At 68.1% G+C, this 17,167-nt stretch carries 18 protein-coding genes; 5 read left to right on the top strand and 13 right to left on the bottom strand.

The features are described 5' to 3' along the window. Positions 1 to 61 precede the first annotated feature (61 nt). Complete coding sequence (locus tag ACZY1G_RS01235; RefSeq protein ID WP_463821350.1) at positions 62 to 541, top strand: SRPBCC family protein; 480 nt, start codon at positions 62 to 64, stop codon at positions 539 to 541. Then, a complete protein-coding gene (locus ACZY1G_RS01230) occupies positions 532 to 855 on the top strand; it encodes an ArsR/SmtB family transcription factor (protein ID WP_463813204.1) in 324 nt (107 codons plus the stop codon). Before ACZY1G_RS01235 ends, ACZY1G_RS01230 begins: the two co-directional genes overlap by 10 nt. A 1-nt stretch (position 856) precedes the next feature. Here the strand turns inward: ACZY1G_RS01230 and ACZY1G_RS01225 are convergent, their stop codons facing one another. Then, positions 857 to 1,297 (bottom strand): MarR family winged helix-turn-helix transcriptional regulator, encoded by a 441-nt coding sequence (locus ACZY1G_RS01225; RefSeq protein ID WP_463813202.1) that lies wholly within the window; start codon positions 1,295 to 1,297, stop codon positions 857 to 859. A gap of 94 nt (positions 1,298 to 1,391) precedes the next feature. Between ACZY1G_RS01225 and ACZY1G_RS01220 the strand changes: the two genes are divergently transcribed. Together ACZY1G_RS01220 and ACZY1G_RS01215 are read left to right on the top strand one after the other, a co-directional pair. Beyond that, positions 1,392 to 2,159, top strand: a complete 768-nt coding sequence (locus ACZY1G_RS01220; RefSeq protein ID WP_463821348.1) for a pirin family protein — start codon at positions 1,392 to 1,394, stop codon at positions 2,157 to 2,159. Next, the gene (locus ACZY1G_RS01215; RefSeq protein ID WP_463821346.1) at positions 2,137 to 3,450 is read left to right on the top strand and encodes a PQQ-dependent sugar dehydrogenase; all 1,314 of its coding nucleotides are present in this window, start codon (positions 2,137 to 2,139) and stop codon (positions 3,448 to 3,450) included. The genes ACZY1G_RS01220 and ACZY1G_RS01215 overlap by 23 nt, the downstream gene beginning before the upstream one ends. On the opposite strand, the gene ACZY1G_RS01210 is transcribed toward ACZY1G_RS01215, so the two are convergent. Then, entirely contained in the window at positions 3,426 to 3,881 is a 456-nt protein-coding gene (locus ACZY1G_RS01210; RefSeq protein ID WP_463813198.1) for an SRPBCC family protein, read from the bottom strand. The genes ACZY1G_RS01215 and ACZY1G_RS01210 overlap by 25 nt on opposite strands. 162 nt (positions 3,882 to 4,043) lie before the next feature. Between ACZY1G_RS01210 and ACZY1G_RS01205 the strand changes: the two genes are divergently transcribed. Beyond that, positions 4,044 to 5,126, top strand: a complete 1,083-nt coding sequence (locus ACZY1G_RS01205) for a phosphodiester glycosidase family protein (protein WP_463813197.1) — start codon at positions 4,044 to 4,046, stop codon at positions 5,124 to 5,126. Here ACZY1G_RS01205 and ACZY1G_RS01200 read toward each other — a convergent pair. Genes ACZY1G_RS01200 through ACZY1G_RS01150 form a run of 11 tightly spaced genes read right to left on the bottom strand, consistent with a single transcriptional unit; the run spans position 5,119 to position 17,167 of the window. Then, entirely contained in the window at positions 5,119 to 5,886 is a 768-nt protein-coding gene (locus ACZY1G_RS01200) for a fructosamine kinase family protein (RefSeq protein ID WP_463821344.1), read from the bottom strand. The two genes, ACZY1G_RS01205 and ACZY1G_RS01200, sit on opposite strands and share 8 nt — an antisense overlap. Before the next feature lie 13 nt (positions 5,887 to 5,899). Next, the gene (locus tag ACZY1G_RS01195; RefSeq protein WP_463813195.1) at positions 5,900 to 6,829 is read right to left on the bottom strand and encodes a mammalian cell entry protein; all 930 of its coding nucleotides are present in this window, start codon (positions 6,827 to 6,829) and stop codon (positions 5,900 to 5,902) included. Then, positions 6,796 to 7,347, bottom strand: coding sequence for a mammalian cell entry protein (locus ACZY1G_RS01190; RefSeq protein WP_463813194.1), 552 nt, complete (start codon positions 7,345 to 7,347; stop codon positions 6,796 to 6,798). The genes ACZY1G_RS01195 and ACZY1G_RS01190 overlap by 34 nt, the downstream gene beginning before the upstream one ends. Further along, the gene (locus ACZY1G_RS01185; RefSeq protein ID WP_463821342.1) at positions 7,344 to 8,333 is read right to left on the bottom strand and encodes an RDD family protein; all 990 of its coding nucleotides are present in this window, start codon (positions 8,331 to 8,333) and stop codon (positions 7,344 to 7,346) included. Before ACZY1G_RS01185 ends, ACZY1G_RS01190 begins: the two co-directional genes overlap by 4 nt. Then, on the bottom strand, positions 8,330 to 8,992 hold the full coding sequence (locus tag ACZY1G_RS01180) for a hypothetical protein (protein WP_463821340.1): 663 nt from the start codon (positions 8,990 to 8,992) through the stop codon (positions 8,330 to 8,332). Before ACZY1G_RS01180 ends, ACZY1G_RS01185 begins: the two co-directional genes overlap by 4 nt. Beyond that, on the bottom strand, positions 8,962 to 10,524 hold the full coding sequence (locus ACZY1G_RS01175; protein ID WP_463813190.1) for a virulence factor Mce family protein: 1,563 nt from the start codon (positions 10,522 to 10,524) through the stop codon (positions 8,962 to 8,964). Before ACZY1G_RS01175 ends, ACZY1G_RS01180 begins: the two co-directional genes overlap by 31 nt. 3 nt (positions 10,525 to 10,527) lie before the next feature. After that, complete coding sequence (locus tag ACZY1G_RS01170; RefSeq protein ID WP_463813189.1) at positions 10,528 to 11,673, bottom strand: virulence factor Mce family protein; 1,146 nt, start codon at positions 11,671 to 11,673, stop codon at positions 10,528 to 10,530. 2 nt (positions 11,674 to 11,675) lie between these two features. Next, entirely contained in the window at positions 11,676 to 13,325 is a 1,650-nt protein-coding gene (locus ACZY1G_RS01165) for a virulence factor Mce family protein (protein WP_463821338.1), read from the bottom strand. Between the two features lie 16 nt (positions 13,326 to 13,341). Continuing rightward, positions 13,342 to 14,925 (bottom strand): virulence factor Mce family protein, encoded by a 1,584-nt coding sequence (locus ACZY1G_RS01160; protein ID WP_463821336.1) that lies wholly within the window; start codon positions 14,923 to 14,925, stop codon positions 13,342 to 13,344. Beyond that, the gene (locus ACZY1G_RS01155) at positions 14,922 to 15,953 is read right to left on the bottom strand and encodes a virulence factor Mce family protein (protein WP_463821334.1); all 1,032 of its coding nucleotides are present in this window, start codon (positions 15,951 to 15,953) and stop codon (positions 14,922 to 14,924) included. The genes ACZY1G_RS01160 and ACZY1G_RS01155 overlap by 4 nt, the downstream gene beginning before the upstream one ends. Continuing rightward, complete coding sequence (locus tag ACZY1G_RS01150; protein WP_463813185.1) at positions 15,950 to 17,167, bottom strand: MCE family protein; 1,218 nt, start codon at positions 17,165 to 17,167, stop codon at positions 15,950 to 15,952. Before ACZY1G_RS01150 ends, ACZY1G_RS01155 begins: the two co-directional genes overlap by 4 nt.

Below are 17,167 nucleotides of genomic sequence, written 5' to 3'. Positions count from 1 at the left end.
AAAAGGTTGCGCATGTCGCCACGGCGCTCTAGCGTGATAGGCAACGAGGAGGTTGCATATCATGACCGATCGCATCGAGAAGAGTGCCGTGCTGCGAGCCCCCCTGGACCGGGTGTGGCGAGCGATCAGCGACTCCGGCGAGTTCGGCACCTGGTTCGGCATGACGGTGGACGGGCCGTTCGTCGCGGGAGAAACAGTGACCGGGGTGATGACACCGACCGCAGTCGACGACGAGGTCGCCGCGCAGCAGAAGGAATTCGCCGGAATGACGTTTCCGCTGCACGTCGTGACGGTCACGCCGCCACGCTATTTCGCGTTCCGCTGGAACCCGTTGCCTGAGCCCGAGTTCGCCGATCTGACCACGCTGGTGGAGTTCACGCTCACCGAGGCCGAGGACGGTGTCCTGCTCGAGATCATGGAGTCGGGTTTCGACGCCCTCCCCGAATCCCGTCGTGCCGCGGCTTTCAGCGACAACAGTGGCGGTTGGGCCACGCAGCTGCGCCTCGTCGGGCAGTACCTGGCGGCTCCGCAGTGGGCGTGAGCCTCACCAGCGCGGCGCCGCTGTTCGATGCGCTGGGCGATCCCCACCGGCTGCGCATGATCATCTGGCTCTGCGACACCGGGCCGTCGTCGACGTCGACGGTCACGCAGGCGGTTCCGGTGACCCGGCAGGCCGCCACGAAGCACTTGACGTTGCTCGAGTCAGCCGGCGTGGTGCGCAGCGTGAAACGCGGGCGGGAACGCATCTGGTCCGTGGACACCAGATCACTGCTCGCGGCGCAGGATCTTCTGGCCACCCTGTCGCAGCGGTGGGACCGGCGCATCGACCGGCTGCGGGCATTGGTCGAGGAGTAGTTCAGCGCGCAAGACGCTCGAGCACCCGGCCGATCGCGGCCCCGAACGCACGCTGCTGGGCAGGCGAGAGGCCGTCGAACACGACGGTGCGCACCAGGTCGACGTGTCCCGGCGCCGCAACCTCCAGCGCCGACCGGCCCTCGGCAGTGATCTCGACGGTGGCCGCCCGGCGGTCGTCGTCGTCACCCTGGCGTTCGACGAGTCCGCGCCCGCGCATCCGGCGCAATTGGTGGGAGAGCCGGCTCTGCTCCCACCCGATCAGCTCCCCCAGTTCGGTGATGCGCAACGGCCCGCGTTCGGACAGCGCGACCAGCACGTCGTAATCGGACAGCGAGAGCTCGCAGTCGGACTGCAGCTGACGGTGCATCGCGGTGTGCAGGCGGCTGGTCATCGCGAGATAGTCGCGCCAGATGCGCTGCTGCTCAGGGGTCAGCCACTCCATCACCCCACTGTACGGAATACATGATGTGTCATGCATGTTGTCGGACGCAGAGCAGCCACCTAGGCTGGCCAGGACTCTTCAAGGAGTGATTCCCATGAGCACCACCCCCGACGGCGTCGACATCCGCCGTGCCGCCGACCGCGCCGCCACGAAGATCGCCTGGCTGGACTCCAAGCACTCGTTCTCGTTCGGCGGCCACTACGACCCCGACAACACCCACCACGGGTTGCTGCTGGTCAACAACGACGACATCGTCAAGCCCGGCACCGGTTTTGACACCCATCCGCACCGCGACATGGAGATCGTCACCTGGGTGCTCCAAGGCTCGCTGGTGCATCAGGACTCCACCGGCCACTCGGGCGTCATCTACCCCGGTCTGGCGCAGCGCATGTCGGCGGGGCGAGGCATCCTGCACTCCGAGAAGAACGATTCATGGACGCTGACCGGCGACCAAACTCACAGTGAGCCAGTGCATTTCGTGCAGATGTGGGTCGTCCCCGACGAGTCGGGCATCACCCCGGGCTACCAGCAACTCGAGATCGACGACGAATTGCTGCGTGGCGGTCTCGTGACCATCGCGTCGGGCATGCCCGAACACAGCGACGCCGCGGCCATCACGATCTCCAACCGGTACGCCGCGCTACACGGCGCCCGGCTCCAGCCGGGGCAGAGCGTGGAACTGCCCGACGCCCCCTACCTGCACCTGTTCGTGCCCCGCGGCGAGGTGGTGCTCGAGGGGGCGGGGCCGCTGCACGAGGGCGACGCCGTGCGATTCACCGCCTCCGGTGGCCAGCGCGTCACCGCGACCGATGCCGCCGAGATCCTCGTCTGGGAGATGCATGCCGGTCTCGCCGCGGCCTAGCCACGTCGGCACGCTGCTCGTCACGGCCACACTCATCGCCGGATGCAGCAGCGCGTCGGAACCCGCACCGTCACCCTCGGCGTCATCCGGGCCGACGGCGACGTCGGCGCCGCCCGCAACAGGCACGAGCACCGTCGACGTGACCGTCCCACCCGGCATGGCCGAAGCACCGTTCGACCAGCCGCGCCAAGTCCGGGTGCCGACGGGGTGGCAGCTGTCGGTCTGGGCGCGGACCCCGCGGCCCCGGCTGGCGGCCTGGGCGCCCGATGGCACGCTTCTGGTGTCGGTTCCGAGCGCGGGCTCGGTGCTGCGGTTCACCCCGGATGGTGCCGGTGCGACGCAGACGGTGCTGCTCGACGGACTGGACCAACCGCACGGCCTGGCGATCGCAGGCTCGACGCTGTACGTGGCGCAGAGCGATCAGATCGATGCCTACGACTACGCGGCCGGCAGGGCGACGAACCCGCGTGTCATCGCGGGCGGGCTGCCGGACGCCAAGAGTCCGGATCTGCGCGGCGCGTACTCGCACGCCCTCAAGAGCGTGGCGGTCGGACCGGACGGCGCGGTGTACTTCTCGATCGGATCGACCGGCAACATCTCGGCCGACGACCGCACCGCCACCCCGCCGCGGGCGACCATCATGCGGGTCCCGCCCGGCGGCGGCCCCGCCACGCCGTTCGCGACCGGTGTGCGCAACGGCACCGGCCTGGCCGTCGCACCCGACGGCGCCGTGTGGACGGCGAACAACGGCCGCGACAACGTCGCCGACCCGAGCACCGGCCAGGTCGATCCCGCCTACGTCGGCGAGAACCCTCGCGAGCAGATCGCGCGACTGACGCCGGGCCGCGAATTGGGTTGGCCCTATTGCAATCCCGGCCCAGCCGCTTCTGGACCCGCCGATCTGCCCTTCATCCGAGACGTCCAGACGAATCCGGACGGCACCGAGATGGACTGCGCGGCGCTGCCACCCGTCGAGCAGAGCATGGGAGCGCACTCGGCTCCGCTGGGCATGAGCTTCGTCGACGGCGTTCTGCCCGCGCCCTACGCGCAGGGCGCGCTGATCGGCGTGCACGGCTCGTGGAACCGCCAGCCGCCGCGCGAGCCCGAGGTGTCGTTCTATCCGTGGCGTGACGGCGGTCTCGAGAACCAGCAGACGCTGGTGGGCGGTTTCCAGGGCGAGAACGGATCACGGTGGGGCCGACCGGTCGCCGCCGTGGTGGGCCCGGATGGCGCCGTCTACATCACCGACGACGCCGCAGACGCGATCTACCGGCTGGCGCCGTCGCGCTGATCGAGGCTGTTGAGCACGGCCGCCAGTCGCTTCTCGGTCTCGCCGGCCAACTTCTCGAACGCCAGTTTCATCACCGGATTGAGCAGCTTGGCCGTTCCGTGCATCTGCAGTTCCGCCTCGTAGGTGATCACCGATCCCGCACCGTCGCGCTCGACGGTGATGGTGTCGACCGAGGTGGACGAGCCGTTCTCGCCGACGAAGACGACCTTGTGGTCGGTGAGTTCGTCGAGGGTGTAGGTCAGCTCGGCGGTCCTGCCCAGGATCTTCGAGACGTTGTGCCAGTAGGCGCCCTCGGCGACCGGACCGCTGTCGATGCGCTCGCAGCGTTGAGTGCCCGGGTCCCACTGTTCGGCGTGGGCGAAATCCTTGAGGTAGTCGACGACGACCGGCGGGGGCGGACTCACGGTGAAGGTACGGGTCACGGTCGGCATGGTCCACAGGTACCCGCTGGGAGCTACGCAGCAAACCGTTGCAGCAATCTTCGCGGCATCAATCTGTGATACCGCTGTGACGAAAGTTGACACCGTTTCTGCTGGGATTATTGTTGACGTGCTGACCAGCCCAGGTCGATCTACCCCTCGAAGGAGCCGTCGATGTCGACTCCTACCGCAAACATCCGGCGACGACTGTGCGGCGCGGCCGCAGCGGTGGTGTGCGCCCTGGTGGCCGCCGGGGTCAGCGCGCCGGGGGCCGCCGCAGCCAGCGCTCGCGAGCTGCTCGCCGCCGCGATCGCCACTACCAAGGGCTCGTATCTGGTGTACAACTTCGGGTCCGGTGCGCCGGCGCCCATGCTCGACGCCGCGGGCCGCTGGTACGAGATGGGGAACGGCGGCCGGCTGATGATCATCAAGGGCGCCTCGTCGAGGTTGGCGCCGCGACTGCTGGCCGACTCCCACACGGGGTTCCAGGCCCGCTGCGAGCGTGACCCCCGCGCCCGCACCGCCGAGGGTCTTCTGCAGGCCTCCGAGACCTACTCGCCGCTGCAGGCATGGCAGGTACTCGGCCAACCGACGATCGCGATCAACGCGAACTTCTTCGACGTGCGCGGCCAGCAGGGCGGTTCGTGGAAGTCGACGGGCTGCAGCTCGCCGCTGGGCGCCTACGTCGACAACACCCGCAATCTCGGCCGGACCAACGCCGCAGTGACGGGCACGCTGGCCTACGCCGGCAAGCAGGGACTCTCGGGCGGCAACGAGAACTGGATGGCGCTCTCGACGATGATCCTGCCGGTCCAGGGTGCACCGTTCGTGGTACCGCCGACGAGCGACACCGACTTCGACGCGGCCTCCCCCGTGATCGCCGGCCTGATTGACAAGGGCACCCGTTTCGTTGCGGTCGCCGGTATGCACCTGCTCGCCCCCGGCGACACCGGCCAGATGAACGACCCCGGCCCGAGCGCGGCGCGCACCGCGATCGCCTACGTGCGCGACCGCGACGAGATGTACGTGTTCTCCGGCGGCAACTACACGCCTGACCAGATCCAGGACCTGTTCCGAGGGCTCGGCAGCGACACCGCGGTCCTGCTCGACGGTGGCGGCTCGTCGGCCATCGTGCTGCGCCGCGACACCGGCGGCATGTGGGCCGGCGCGGGTTCGCCACAGGGCTCCTGCGACACGATGGCGGTGCTGTGCGATTCGCACGAACGGGCGCAGCCGGCGTGGCTGGCCTTCAACTAGCCGCCAGTGCGCTGCGGGCGGCCGCCAACGTCTGCCGCTCGTAGCCGGAACCGAACAGCACGACGTGCGCGAGCAACGGATAGAGCTGGTGCAGCCCGACCCTGTCACGCCACCCCGCGGTCAGCGGGCGGACCTCCTGGTAGCCCGCGACGATCTCGTCCGGGTGCGGACAGCCGAAGAGCGCCAGCATCGCGAGGTCGGTCTCCCGGTGCCCGCCGTGCGCCGCGGGGTCGATCAGCACAACACCGTCGGCGGTCCACATCACGTTGCCGCTCCACAGGTCACCGTGCAACCGGCACGGCTGCTCATCAGGATCGTCGAAAACACCTGCTACACAACGTGACACCACTGCCTCGACCGCCTGGCGGACATCCTGGCTGGGCCGCGCCCGCTCGAGCATCGGCGTGAGTCGATGTTCGGCGTAGAAACGTCCCCACGAACTGTCGTGGCTGTAGGTCATCGGCAACGGCTGGTCAAGAGGACCGAAGAAGCCTGACGGCGCGGCCCATGCGGGCGGTGACGCCCCGAAGCCGTCGGCGCCTGCGGCGTGGGTGTGTGCCAACCGCGCGCCGAATGTCCGCGCGGCCGCACGCTCAGGTGCCACCGACGCGAGGCGCTCCAGCGTCAACGAGTGCTCGTCCACGGCGACCACCCTCGCGGTGGGAACACCCCCGTCGGCATCCGAAAGCCATTGCAGCCCAACAGCTTCACAGCGAAAGAACCCCGGCGGAGCATTCGGGTGACGTTTCACGTGGAACACGCGAAACGCGTCCCTACAGCTGCGGGGTGAGGTCGAACGACGTGACCGTCGACATCCGGGTGATCAGCCACTCCCCGCCGTCGCGCTTCATCGTCAGGCGGTAGGACAGATAGCGCAGCGACGGGATGTTCTTGGTGACGGGGCTCGTCGAGATCGAGTTGGTGTACACGATCGCCGTGGCGTCCGTCGGCGTGAGCGCGGGCGAGACACTCTCCACGGCCGCACCGACCACCTCGGTCGTGTTGGTGACCTGCGCCTGCTTGTTCGGCTCGACGATCGCGTCGATGTACTTGCGGTAGTCGCCGGCGAAGTCGCCGCCGAGGAACCGTGATGCGCGGTCGGCCAGGGCAGGCATGTCGTCGGGGGTGTAGGTCCACAACGCAGTGATCGCTGCGGTCGCGGTGCGCGCGATCTCGAGCTTGGTGGTATTCAGAGCCCGCTGCGCGAGGTACGGCTGCACCATCGCGCCCGCGAAGGCACCTCCGCCGACGAACAGCACCGAGGCGACGACCGCGGCCGCGACCAGTCCGCGCCCTGCGGGACGGTGCTCGACCATCCGGATCTCGGCTGCGGGTGCGGCCCCGTCGGTTGCGTCCCCGCCGGTTGCCTCTGCGGCCTCCTCGGGTGCGTCCCCGGCCTCAGCGTCCGGCTCGGTGACGGTGTCGGTGGCGGTGTCGGGGTCGGCACTCACGTCTGGCTTCGGGGTGCGCGCTGCCTTACCCACGGGCTTCTTCGGCTGATCGGTCGGCTGGTCGAGCGGTGTCTCCACCGCGGATGAGTCGGGCTTCAGCCGCTCGACCGTCTCCTCGGGCTGCTCCGCGGCGGGCGCTGCCGCGCGGGTCCGCCGGAAGAACCGGCGGCGGCGCGGCGGGGTCGCGGGATCGCTGGGAGTCGCCGACTCGTCGGTGGTCAGATCACCTGAATCAGGTTGCTGATCTTCCACTGCTGTCCTTCCTTGATCGTCGTGGCGATCCAGCGGCTGCCACTTTCGATCGTCGTCTTGCCGTCGGGCGTCGTCGACGTCGCCTTCGTCGCGATCAGCACGTCGGCGCTGCCGTCGTCGTTCCAGCGCTGCACCCCCGCGGCGAGCACCGTGCCGGTGGTCGGTTCTCCGCGGGCCACCTGCAGCAGGATCTCGTTCTGCTTTTCTTTGAAACCCTTGGCGAACTCGCCGGTCGCCTGCGCGGCGATCCGGTCCGCGTAGGCGTTGGCGTTGAAGGGGTCCAGGGTCATGTACTCCGTCATGAACTCGCGGGCGTACCCCAGCGCCGACGCCTCCTGAACGGCTTCGGACCGATCGTGTTCGTGCCGGATCAGCATCAGAGTGCTTGCCGTGATCGCCGCGGCGACCACCAGCGCCACCACCGCCCCCACCACCGGCAGCCCCCAGCGCTTCGGCTTGCGGGGCTCGCTGCCGAAGTAGTCGGTCGCGGTGTCGTCGACCTTGCGCCGCGGGCTCACTGGCCGGCCGGATTCATCTGGGGCTTCTTCAACACGGTCAGGTTCGCCACCCGCCACTGGCCGTCGGTGCGGTCGAAGTCGACGCGCACCGTCGCCGTGATGAACTTCAGATTTTTCGGATCGTCACCGCGCTGGCCCTGCATAGCCAGCAGCATGGACGCCGTATCGGGCGTGACCGGCGGATCGGTCAGCACCGCATGGCTCACCGCCCAGTACTCGTTGGACTTGATCCCCGCCTTCTGGGCGGCCTGCTGCTGCGCGGTGAGCTGCTCGCGGTAGGTGTCGGTGGTCAGCGACTGCGCCCGGGCGAAGTCAGCGGCCATGGTGTCGGCGCTGTAGGTGAGCATCTGCTCGACGATGCGCGGGCCTTGCTCGTCGATCTGGACGCGTGCCGCATCGACGGCACGCTCGTGCCGGTACACCGTGAGATAGCCCAAGCCGGCTGCCGCCGCGCACACCAGTGCCACCACGATCAACACCATCGCGACGAGCCGCCGCATGTTGCGCGCCGGCCGCTCGACGACGACGACCTCAGTGCGGGCCAGCATGTCGGCGAAGGTCCGCCGCCGGCGATCCCACAGCGGCCACAGCCAGCCGACGAACACCGCCAGCGTGTCGAGCAGGTGGGCGAGTTCGCGCACGGCCAATCGGCCGATGCCCACGACGGCGCCGTCACCGGATTCGGCCCGTCCGCGTACCGCGATCCCGCACAGCGCGCGGCCCATCGTCCAGCCGGTCGCCACGGGAAGGACAAGACGGTTGACCGCCGTCGCGAACAGCGCCACCGCGGCCGCACCGGTGAAAGACCAGCGCGCCCAGCCGTCGGCGGGCGACGCCAGAGCCAGTAGCGCCATCGTCGCGATCACGGCCGCACCCGGCAGGACGTCGACGAGCAGTGCACCCGCGCGCGCCGACCACGACGCCCGGTCGACCTCCGGCACCTCGCTGTCGGACGTCGAGTCGGTGATCGGCAGGACGGTCGTCACGACGTGACCTGGTCGAGCTTGGCGATGCGGTAGCGGCCCTCGTCGAACGCCATCGTGGCGCGCAACCGGTAGCCGACCTGCTGATTCGCGGCCTGCGAGTTGGTGATCTTCACCCGGACCGCGACGAGCACATTGATCGACCCGTCCGGGTTGTGCCGCTCGACCGCGGCGCGCAGGTCGTCGACGGCGACCTTCGCATTGGCCGCCTGGTACGCCTCGGCGATCACGCTGCCGAACAGGCCGGCCTGGACGCCGAAGTCACCGGTCGAGCACTCGAGGATCTTGGACTGCGCGACGGTCATCGCCGCGGTATCCGGCGCGTTGGTGGCAGCCACACACTCCTTGGCAGCGGCCAGTGCGGCGTCGTCGCTGCGGGCGATCGACGCGGCGCGCTGGTTGGCCTTCAACGCGTAGTAGCCACCGGCCACAGCTCCGCCGGCAAGGACAACGAGCGCCGCGGTCAGGGCGGCGACCCAGCGCGTGCTGAGCCGCGACGGCCGACGCGGATCCTCCGGCGGGACCTGGTCGGGCACGGACGCGTCGACGGACTCTTCGGCGACCGTCGTCTCCTCGGCGGCCGTCGTTTCCTCGTCGGCGGCGCCGTCCTCGGGGGTGTCGATGGGGGGGTTCAGCCGGCTGGAGCCAGCATCTCCTTCCATCCGTCATCTCCTGGGTTACTCGAGTTCTTCACGTTGTATCGCACCCCGTCGGGCCCGACCACCTCGCCGCTCTGGGGGCTGTACGCGGCGGTGCTGCCGGGCGGCCCCTGCGCGGGAGTGTAGATGCACGGGTTGGGCTGTTGCCCGCTGCAGCTGACGGTACCCGAGCCCGGTGGGCTGATCGGATCACTGACCGGTGAGGCGCTCATCGGCGGGGGCAGCCGGTCGGCCGGCAACGGGTTCATGCCGTTGTTCACCGACGGCGCCGGTATCACCCGACCCGGGTCCACGCCCTGGTCGCAGCGCGCACCAGGGGCGGGGCAGGACAGCACCTGATTCGGGTCGCCGTACCACGGGTTGGTGCCCAGCGGCACGTACGGCTCGTTGCTGTGGCATTCCTTCGGCGAGGCGGCGCGCTTACCCGGCACATCGGCACACGGGTAGTTGCGAGCGCCGCGAACCACATTGCCCTGGTAGTCCTTCGGGATCTTGCAGTAGGTGCCGGACGGCAGCGGCGCCATCGACGTGTCGGCGGGCGAACGCCATTCCGAAGCCGGCAGGAAGCCGGTCATACACGGCGGCGGCAGGTTGATCGACAGACCGAAGTGCAGCAGACCCTCGTTCTCGAAGATCGTGCCCGCCTGCGTCAGCGACGCACCCTGGGGCAGGACCACCAGCGCCTGCTCGAGGCCCTTGTTGTAGCGCTTGAGCATGTCGATGACGACCGACAGGTTGGCTAGCGTCTGCGGCAGCGAGTCCCGCACGTCGGAGAACAACGCGTTCACCTGATCCAGCGTGGGCGCCGCCTGCTGCAGACCGCTACGCAGCGCACCGTCCTGCTCGGCGGTCTGGCCCGCGATGATGTTCAGGTTGCGCGACCACTGTGCAATCGCGTCACCCGACTGCACCTGGCTGTTCAGGATCGGCGCCGAGTTGGCGATGATGTCGTTGACCTGCGGCAGGTTGTCGCGGAAGCCTTCGGCGAGGTTCGTCGTCGACTCGACGAGACGCTGCAGCGAGGGACCGAGACCGCCGACCGCGGCCGACGTCTCGGTCAGCAGTGAATCGATCTTCTCCTTCGGCAGCACGGCCAGGCCGCGATTGGCCGCGTCCAGCGCGGGCCCCACCTCCGCCGGAACCGTGCTCTTCGTGATCGTCTGCCCCGGGCTGAGGTACTGCTTGGAGTCGGCAGCGGGCACGAGGTCGAGATACTGCTCGCCGATCGCCGACACCGAATGCACCTCGGCCGTCACGTCCACCGGGATCTTGACGTCGTTGCCGATGCTCAGCGTGGCACGGGCACCGTTCTCGGTGGGCTCGACCTCGGTGACCTTGCCGATCTGGGTGCCGCGGTAGGTCACGTTGCCGGTGGCATACAGCCCGCCCGAGCGCGGCAGTTGGGCGTAGAGCGTGTACTGCCCCACGCCGGCCAGGCTCGGCAGGCGCAGGTAGTACAACCCCAGCACGGCAACCGCCGCCACGGTCAGCACCGTGAAGATGACCAACTGGATCTTGATGAAACGGGTCAGCACTGCTCACTCACCCCTTTCCACCAGCGGTCCACCCGGCGCGTCGTGCGGGTTCGGGGTGAACCGCACATCCGGGATCATCGTCTTCGGGTCGCGGCCCCACGACTGCTCGAGTGCCCGCAGCATCCCGGAGACGCCGGTACCTGACAGGAACCCGTTGTCGATGGCCGACAGCGTCAGATCCACCAGGATCGAGACGTTGATGTAGTCACCGCGAACCACCTTCGGCACGTTCTCGATGCTGAACGGTGCGGTGAAGATGAGCTTCAGCGCACCGAGCAGGTACGGCCCGGCCTTGCCCAGCTCCCGCAGCGGACGCTGCAGATTGGCCAGGTTGGTGTTCAGGTCACCGCTGGCCGGCGACAGCGCATCATCGGCCGCGTTGCTGATCCGGCCCAGGGCCTGCACCGCGTCGGCGAACAGATCACGCGTGTCGGCGAAGTGCTTGATCAGCGGCGGGAACTCGGTCAGCACCTGGTCGAGAGTGTCGTTGCGCTGCTCGACGATCGAGAGCAACCGGTTCGTCGAATCGATGGCCCGGGTGATGTCGTCGCGCTGCTGGTTCAGCTCGTCGGTGAATGTGTCGAGCTTGCCCAGGAACTCCCGGATCTGGTCGGACCGGCCGTTGAGGACGTTGAAGATCTCGGTCTGGATGGTCTCCAGATTCGACACGCCGCCGCCGGTCAGGATCGACGCGATGCTCGCCAGGACCCGCTCGGTCGTCGGGAAGGACGACGCGTTCTTCAGCGGGATGGTGTCGCCGGTCTTGAGCTTCTCCGGCGACGGGTCCGGCGGCGCATCGAGCTGGACGTGCTGCGAACCCAGCAAGCTCGTCTGGCCGATCTTGGCCAGCGTGTTCTTGGGCAACTGCACCGTCGAGTCCAGATCAAGGGTCAACGTGGCGACCCAGTTCTTCAACTCGATCGACCGCACGCGTCCGACGTACACGTCGGCCACCCGCACCCGGCTGTTGACGTTGAGCGCCAACGTGTCCGGCATCTGGACGTAGATCGTGGTGTGGTCGGGACCGGTACCGGGCCCACCGGGCAGCGGCACGTTCGCGATGCCCTTCCACGAACCGCACGAGGTCAGCACCACGGCTGCCGCGCCGAGCGCCACCGCGCGTCGGCTCAATGTCGCCAAGCGTCCCACGGTCAGCCTCCCGACTCTGCCGGCAACAACGGACCCGACGGGGCGGCAGGCGCGGGACCGGCCGCCGGCGCTGCCGGTGCCGCCGGCCCAGCCGGTGCGATCGCCCCCAGCGGATCGCCCGGGATGACGCCCGGTGCGGGTGCCGGCGGGGGACCCGGCTGCGGATACCACGGCGGCGGCAGCGGATTGTTCTCGTTGTACGCGTTCGGCGGGCCGGGCAGGCGGCCGTTGTTCACGCCGAACGCCGGCGGGGCCGGCGGCGCCACGATGTCCGGGCCACCCATGAGCTCGGCGAGCGACTCCGGGGTGAGCATGTTCTGCGTGAACGGCTGCACCTCGACACCCTGCATACCGGGTGCGACGACCCAGCCTGGCTCGTGGTTGCCGTGGGAGAACAGCGTGTCCCTGGAGAAGATGCCGGGCACGGTGGTGTCCTTGTATCCCGGCGGCGGCTGCAACCGCGGCTCGGAGTAGGCGATCTGCTTGGGCAACGTCGCAGCCGCCTGCAGCTGGTTCGCGCCGAAGGGCAGGTAGTTGAACTTGATCGCGTCCAGGATCGGCCCGAGGTACTGCGCGCACAACTCGGAGGAGTCCTGGTAACCCAACCGGCTGCCGGCCTGGATGGCACTGCAGATGAACTGCATCGGGTTGGCGAAGTTGTTGATCACCGGCATACCGATGACACCGCCCGAGTTCGGTGACGAAATGTTCACGACGTTGGCGCCCAGGTTCGGGAACACGTGCAGGCCGGTCTCCAGGCCGTCACGGGGCTCGGGCTGAAGGATCGCGTTGGTCACCTCGGCGAGGTTGTCGACATCGTGGGCGAGCACCTCGCCGTTCTTGCCGATGAAATCCCTTGTGGTGGTGAGCAACTGGTTGAGGTCCTGCAGAGCGTCAGCCACCTCGCGGTCGGTGTTGGTGAACGCGTTGGTGAACTTGGCGAGATCGTTGTTGAGGGCCACGAACTGCTGGTCGCTCTTGTACAGCGCGTTGACGAACAGCGCGAGGCTCTTGACGACGCTGAACAGATCGCCGCGGCCCTCGTTGAGCGCGAACAGCGCGTCCGACAGACCCTTGAGTGTCTTGTTCAGCTGCTCGCCCTTGCCGGCGAAGCCGTCGGCCGCGGACTCGATGATGTCGCCGAACGGTCCCTTGGGCTGTGCGGGAGTGGGACCGAGGTCGGTGAGCAGCTTGTCCAGGGAGTCGCGCAGATCGTCGTACTCGACCGGCACCTGGGTGCGGTCCACGTTGATGACGGCGCCGTTCTCCATCACGGGGCCACCCGTGTAGGGCGGGGCGAGCTGGATGGTGCGAGAGGCGACCAGGCTCGGGTTCAGGATCGAGGCGGTGGCGTTGGCAGGGACCTTGAACTTCTTGTCGTAGTTGAAGGTCACCCTCATCTTGTCGCCGTCGGGCTCGATCTTCTCGATCTTGCCGACCTGCACACCCATGATCTGCACCTTGTCGCCCGGGTACAGCGCGAGGGTCTGGGTGAAGTAGGCGGTCACGGTGTTCTTCGTCAACCGCTGGTAGGCCTTGAAACCGAAGAATGCGGCCACGATCGCGGCGATCAGCACCACGGTGCCGATCACCAGTGCCGTTCGGGACACGCCCGGCACCTTCATGTTTCGCACGTTGAAGATCGTCGACATCTAGCTCTGCACCCCCTTAACCTTGCGAGCCCGGCGGCAGGAACGGTGGATTACCCGGCAGCAGCGGCTGGCCCGCCGGGGCCGGCTGCGGACCCGGACCAGGTGGCGGCGGCGGACCGTTGAGGGCCGGCGGCAGCGGCGCGATACCGGGCGTGAAGTCCGGCGGCGACGGCTGCGGCGCCAACGGGACCGTGCGGGCTCCAGGCGGAGCAGGCGGGAGCGGAGGCATCGCCCCGGGCACGTTCGGCGACAGCTGGCCCGGGATCGCGGCGGCCGGCACACCCGGACCGGGCTGCGGCCCGTTCGGATTGGGTGCCGAGGTCGCGACGTTGGGGCCCTGGCCCTCGTAGTTCGGGCCGTACGGGTTGTCGCCGTAGGGGCCGACGCTCAGACCGGCGCACGGCAGCGGGTTCCCCGGCCGGGGCAGTCCGTCGGCGGGCGGGGTGTACGAGCACGGCGAGCCGGGCACGACAGCAGGTCCCGGATTGTCCGGAGTGCCTTCGAGCGGGGTCGGGGCGGGCGGCGGTGCGCCGTTGGGGAAGCCGGTGCCATTCGGATCCGGGAACCGGAACGCGGGGAGGCCGGCATTGCGCCAGAACTGCTCGGGGTCGATGCCGCGCTTCTTGAACGCCGCGTCGACGTACGGCTGCAGAATCCAGTACGGCGCCAGGTTGGCCAGCATCACCTTGAAGTAAGGACCCGACGCGATCGCCTCACCCAGTGACGCGGTGAACTTCGACAGCGTAGTCAGCACGTCGACGAGGTCGAACTTGCGCTCGTTGAGCACGTCGCTGATCGTGCGCAGCTGCTCGAGCACATGGTTGAGGTTCGGGTTGTCGTCGATGAAGCCCTTCACCTGGGCGGAGAACTTGCCCACACGCTCCAGCAGCTGGCTGACCGCGTAGTTGCGCTCGTTGACCGCGGCGAGCAGCGTCTGGGCGTTCACGAAGAGCGCGTTGATCTGCTCGCTGCGGTTGCCCAGCACCCCGGCGACCCGGTTGGCGTTGCTCAGCAGCGTCTTGATCTGGTCGTCGCGCTTGCCGATGGTGTCGGAGAACCGGGCCACCCCGTCGAGCGCAGCGCTCAGGTGCGGGTAGGTCTGATCGATGGTCTGCGACAGCACGTTGAGCGAGTCACGCACGGTCTTGGTGTCCCACCCGGACGCCGAGTTGCTCAGGTCGAAGAACGCGTCGTAGATCTGGTACGGCGTCGAGGTCTGACCCAGCGGCAAGGTGCCGTCGGCGGACAACGCCTCGTCACCGCGCGGCTCGATCTCGATGTTGCGCCGGCCCAGGATCGTGTCGGTGCGGATCGCGGCGCGACTCTTGGTGCCGATCTCGGTGCCGCCCAACCCGAAGCCGATCACCACCTTGTCGCCGGAGATCTCCGTGGACCGCACCAGGCCGACGTCGACGCCGGCGATCCGGACCTTGTCGCCGGCGTTGATGCCGCCGGTATCGGAGAACTCGGCGTAGTACGTGGGTGTCGCGAACAGCATCGGCACATTGGTGAAGCTCTGCCCCACGCCGATGACGATGATCAGCAGGATGACGCCCATCAAGCCGCTGCGGACGCGATTGGAACCCTCGAGGACTCTCATTGCGGTGTGCACCTACCCGAGGGCTGGCTCCACACCTTGACCGTGCGCACCGGCCCGCCGGGCTGGAGCCCGTTGAGCTTGAGCGTCACGTCGCAGGCGTAGAAGTTGAAGAAGTCACCGTAGATGCCACCGGCGCGGCCGATGATCTTCAGCGCGGTCGGAACCCGGACCAGCAGGTCGTTGAGCTGGTCCTTCTGATCGACCAGCGGCTGCTGGAGGATCTCGAGCTTGCTGGTGGTCTGCTGCAGCAGCGGCCGGTTGTCGGCCAGCAGATCGGCGATCGTCCCGGCGGCGTCGCTGATGTCGGCGACGGACTTGGCGATCGGGTCTGCGCGATTTTTCAGCCCGGTGATCAGGGTCTCGAAGTTCTTGACCGTGTCGTCGAACTGCTGCTGGTGCTTGACGGTGGTGGCCAGCACGGTGTTGAGGTTGTTGATCACCTCGCCGATCGCCTGGTCGCGATCGGCCAGCGCGGACGTCAGCGAGGCCGTCTGGTCCAGGATGTCGTTGATGGTTCCGCCCTGCCCTTGGAAGACCGTCACGATCGACTGCGCGATGGTGTTGACCTTGTCCGGATCCAGCGACTGGAACACCGGACGGAAACCGCCGATGAGCGCGTCGAGGTCGAGCGCCGGCTCCGTGCGCTCGACGGGGATCGTGCCGCCGGGCTGCAGCCGGGTGTTGCTGTCGCCCCGCTTGAGCTCCAGGTAGCGGTCGCCGATGAGGTTCAGGTAGCGGACCGAGGCGGTCGTCTCGTCGAACAGGTCCAGCGAGCGGTCCACATCGAAGTCCACCCGGGCCTTGGTGCCGCCGTCGATCAGCTTGACGTCTTTGACCTTGCCGACCTCGACACCCGAGGCACGGACGAACTGCCCGGAGCGCAGGCCACTGGTGTTGGTGAAGACCGCCGAGTAGCTGTTGGTGCGGTCGAAGCGCATCTGGCCGAACACCACGATGATGAGCGCGGTGAACAGCAGCAGCACCAGGGAGAACGCCCCCAGCTTGATCGCGGTTCCGGTGATTTTCATGGGTTGATCGTGTGCTCCCCGACTTGGCGGCCCCACACGTACTCGGTGAGCAGCGGCTGGCCCAGTTCCAGGTGGTTGTACGGCGCGAGCGAAGCTCCGGTGTCCATCACCAGGTACGGCGACGGCCACAGGTCGCGGGTGATGGGCTGCCAGCAGCCGGGGCGGCCCTCGGGTCCGCCCTTGGCGTTCACGCGCGGCAGGTTGTCGGGGTAGACGTAGGCGTTTCCGGCGCCCAACCCGATCAGCTCGGAGTGGGTGCGCAGCGAGTAGCCGTTGCCGCCCAGCGATGCGGCGACCTTCGGCTCGACGTCGTGGTAGTTGCGGATCGTGCAGAACAACGCGGGGCTGTACTTATCCAGCAGCGCCGAGGTGGGCACCAGATCCTTCAGGCCACGCTGCAGGTAGGGACCCCCGCGCTCGAAGATGTCGCCGCCGGTGTTGCCGAATCCGACCGCAGCCATCAGCGCCTGATCGACATTGCCCTGCTGCTCGTTGAGCGTGCGCGCGGTGGTCACCGCGTTCTGCAACCCGTCGAACAGATCGGGGGCGGCGTCGGCGTACACCTCGCCGAGGTCGGCGAGCAACTGATTGTCGCGACGCAACTGCGGCATCTGCGGGTTGATCTCACCGAGGATCTGATTGCCGTTGACGATCGACTGGCCGAATCGGTCGCCGAGCCCGTCGAGGGCCTGCGCCGTCGCGGTCAGCGTCTGGTTGAGCTTGATCGGGTCGACCTGACCGGCGACCGACACCACCGTCTCGAAGAGGGTGTTGAACTCGGTGGTCACCTTGGTCACGTCGATGACGTCGGAGCTGGTGATCCGTTGCGGGGACGGGTCTTTGGGCGACGAGAACGACACGTACTTGTTGCCGAACACCGTGGTGGCGCTGATGTCGGCGTTGACGTTCTGCGGGATCAGGTCGATGTACTTGGGGTCGACGTCGAGGATGATCTTGGCCCGGGGCTCGTCACCGACCGTGACCTGCTCGACCTCCCCGACCCGACCGATCTCCACGCCGTTGTAGGTGACCTTGGAACCCGGGTCCATGGACAGACCGGACCGCGCCGCCATCATGGTCAGCTGGGTCCGGGGCAGGAAGTCACCGCGGAACTGCAGGAACACCAGCACCAGCACCACGATCGTGATGAGCGCCAGCACCAGGCCCGCCAGCTTGTAGGGCGGCGTGCGTGGGTTGTTCACCGGTGCGGTCAT

Source organism: Mycobacterium sp. IDUB_5, from assembly GCF_055419565.1.
Note: the sequence above shows the minus strand (reverse complement) of the source record. Positions and strands in the feature narration are given on the sequence as shown.

Coding starts and splice junctions, on each gene's coding strand:
- ACZY1G_RS01220 (WP_463821348.1), top strand. CDS start 1,392: ATGAGCACCACCCCCGACGGCGTCGACATCCGCCGTGCCGCCGACCGC.
- ACZY1G_RS01165 (WP_463821338.1), bottom strand. CDS start 13,325: ATGTCGACGATCTTCAACGTGCGAAACATGAAGGTGCCGGGCGTGTCC.
- ACZY1G_RS01235 (WP_463821350.1), top strand. CDS start 62: ATGACCGATCGCATCGAGAAGAGTGCCGTGCTGCGAGCCCCCCTGGAC.
- ACZY1G_RS01155 (WP_463821334.1), bottom strand. CDS start 15,953: ATGAAAATCACCGGAACCGCGATCAAGCTGGGGGCGTTCTCCCTGGTG.
- ACZY1G_RS01225 (WP_463813202.1), bottom strand. CDS start 1,297: ATGGAGTGGCTGACCCCTGAGCAGCAGCGCATCTGGCGCGACTATCTC.
- ACZY1G_RS01210 (WP_463813198.1), bottom strand. CDS start 3,881: ATGCCGACCGTGACCCGTACCTTCACCGTGAGTCCGCCCCCGCCGGTC.
- ACZY1G_RS01205 (WP_463813197.1), top strand. CDS start 4,044: ATGTCGACTCCTACCGCAAACATCCGGCGACGACTGTGCGGCGCGGCC.
- ACZY1G_RS01150 (WP_463813185.1), bottom strand. CDS start 17,167: ATGACCGCACCGGTGAACAACCCACGCACGCCGCCCTACAAGCTGGCG.
- ACZY1G_RS01215 (WP_463821346.1), top strand. CDS start 2,137: ATGCCGGTCTCGCCGCGGCCTAGCCACGTCGGCACGCTGCTCGTCACG.
- ACZY1G_RS01180 (WP_463821340.1), bottom strand. CDS start 8,992: ATGGAAGGAGATGCTGGCTCCAGCCGGCTGAACCCCCCCATCGACACC.
- ACZY1G_RS01160 (WP_463821336.1), bottom strand. CDS start 14,925: ATGAGAGTCCTCGAGGGTTCCAATCGCGTCCGCAGCGGCTTGATGGGC.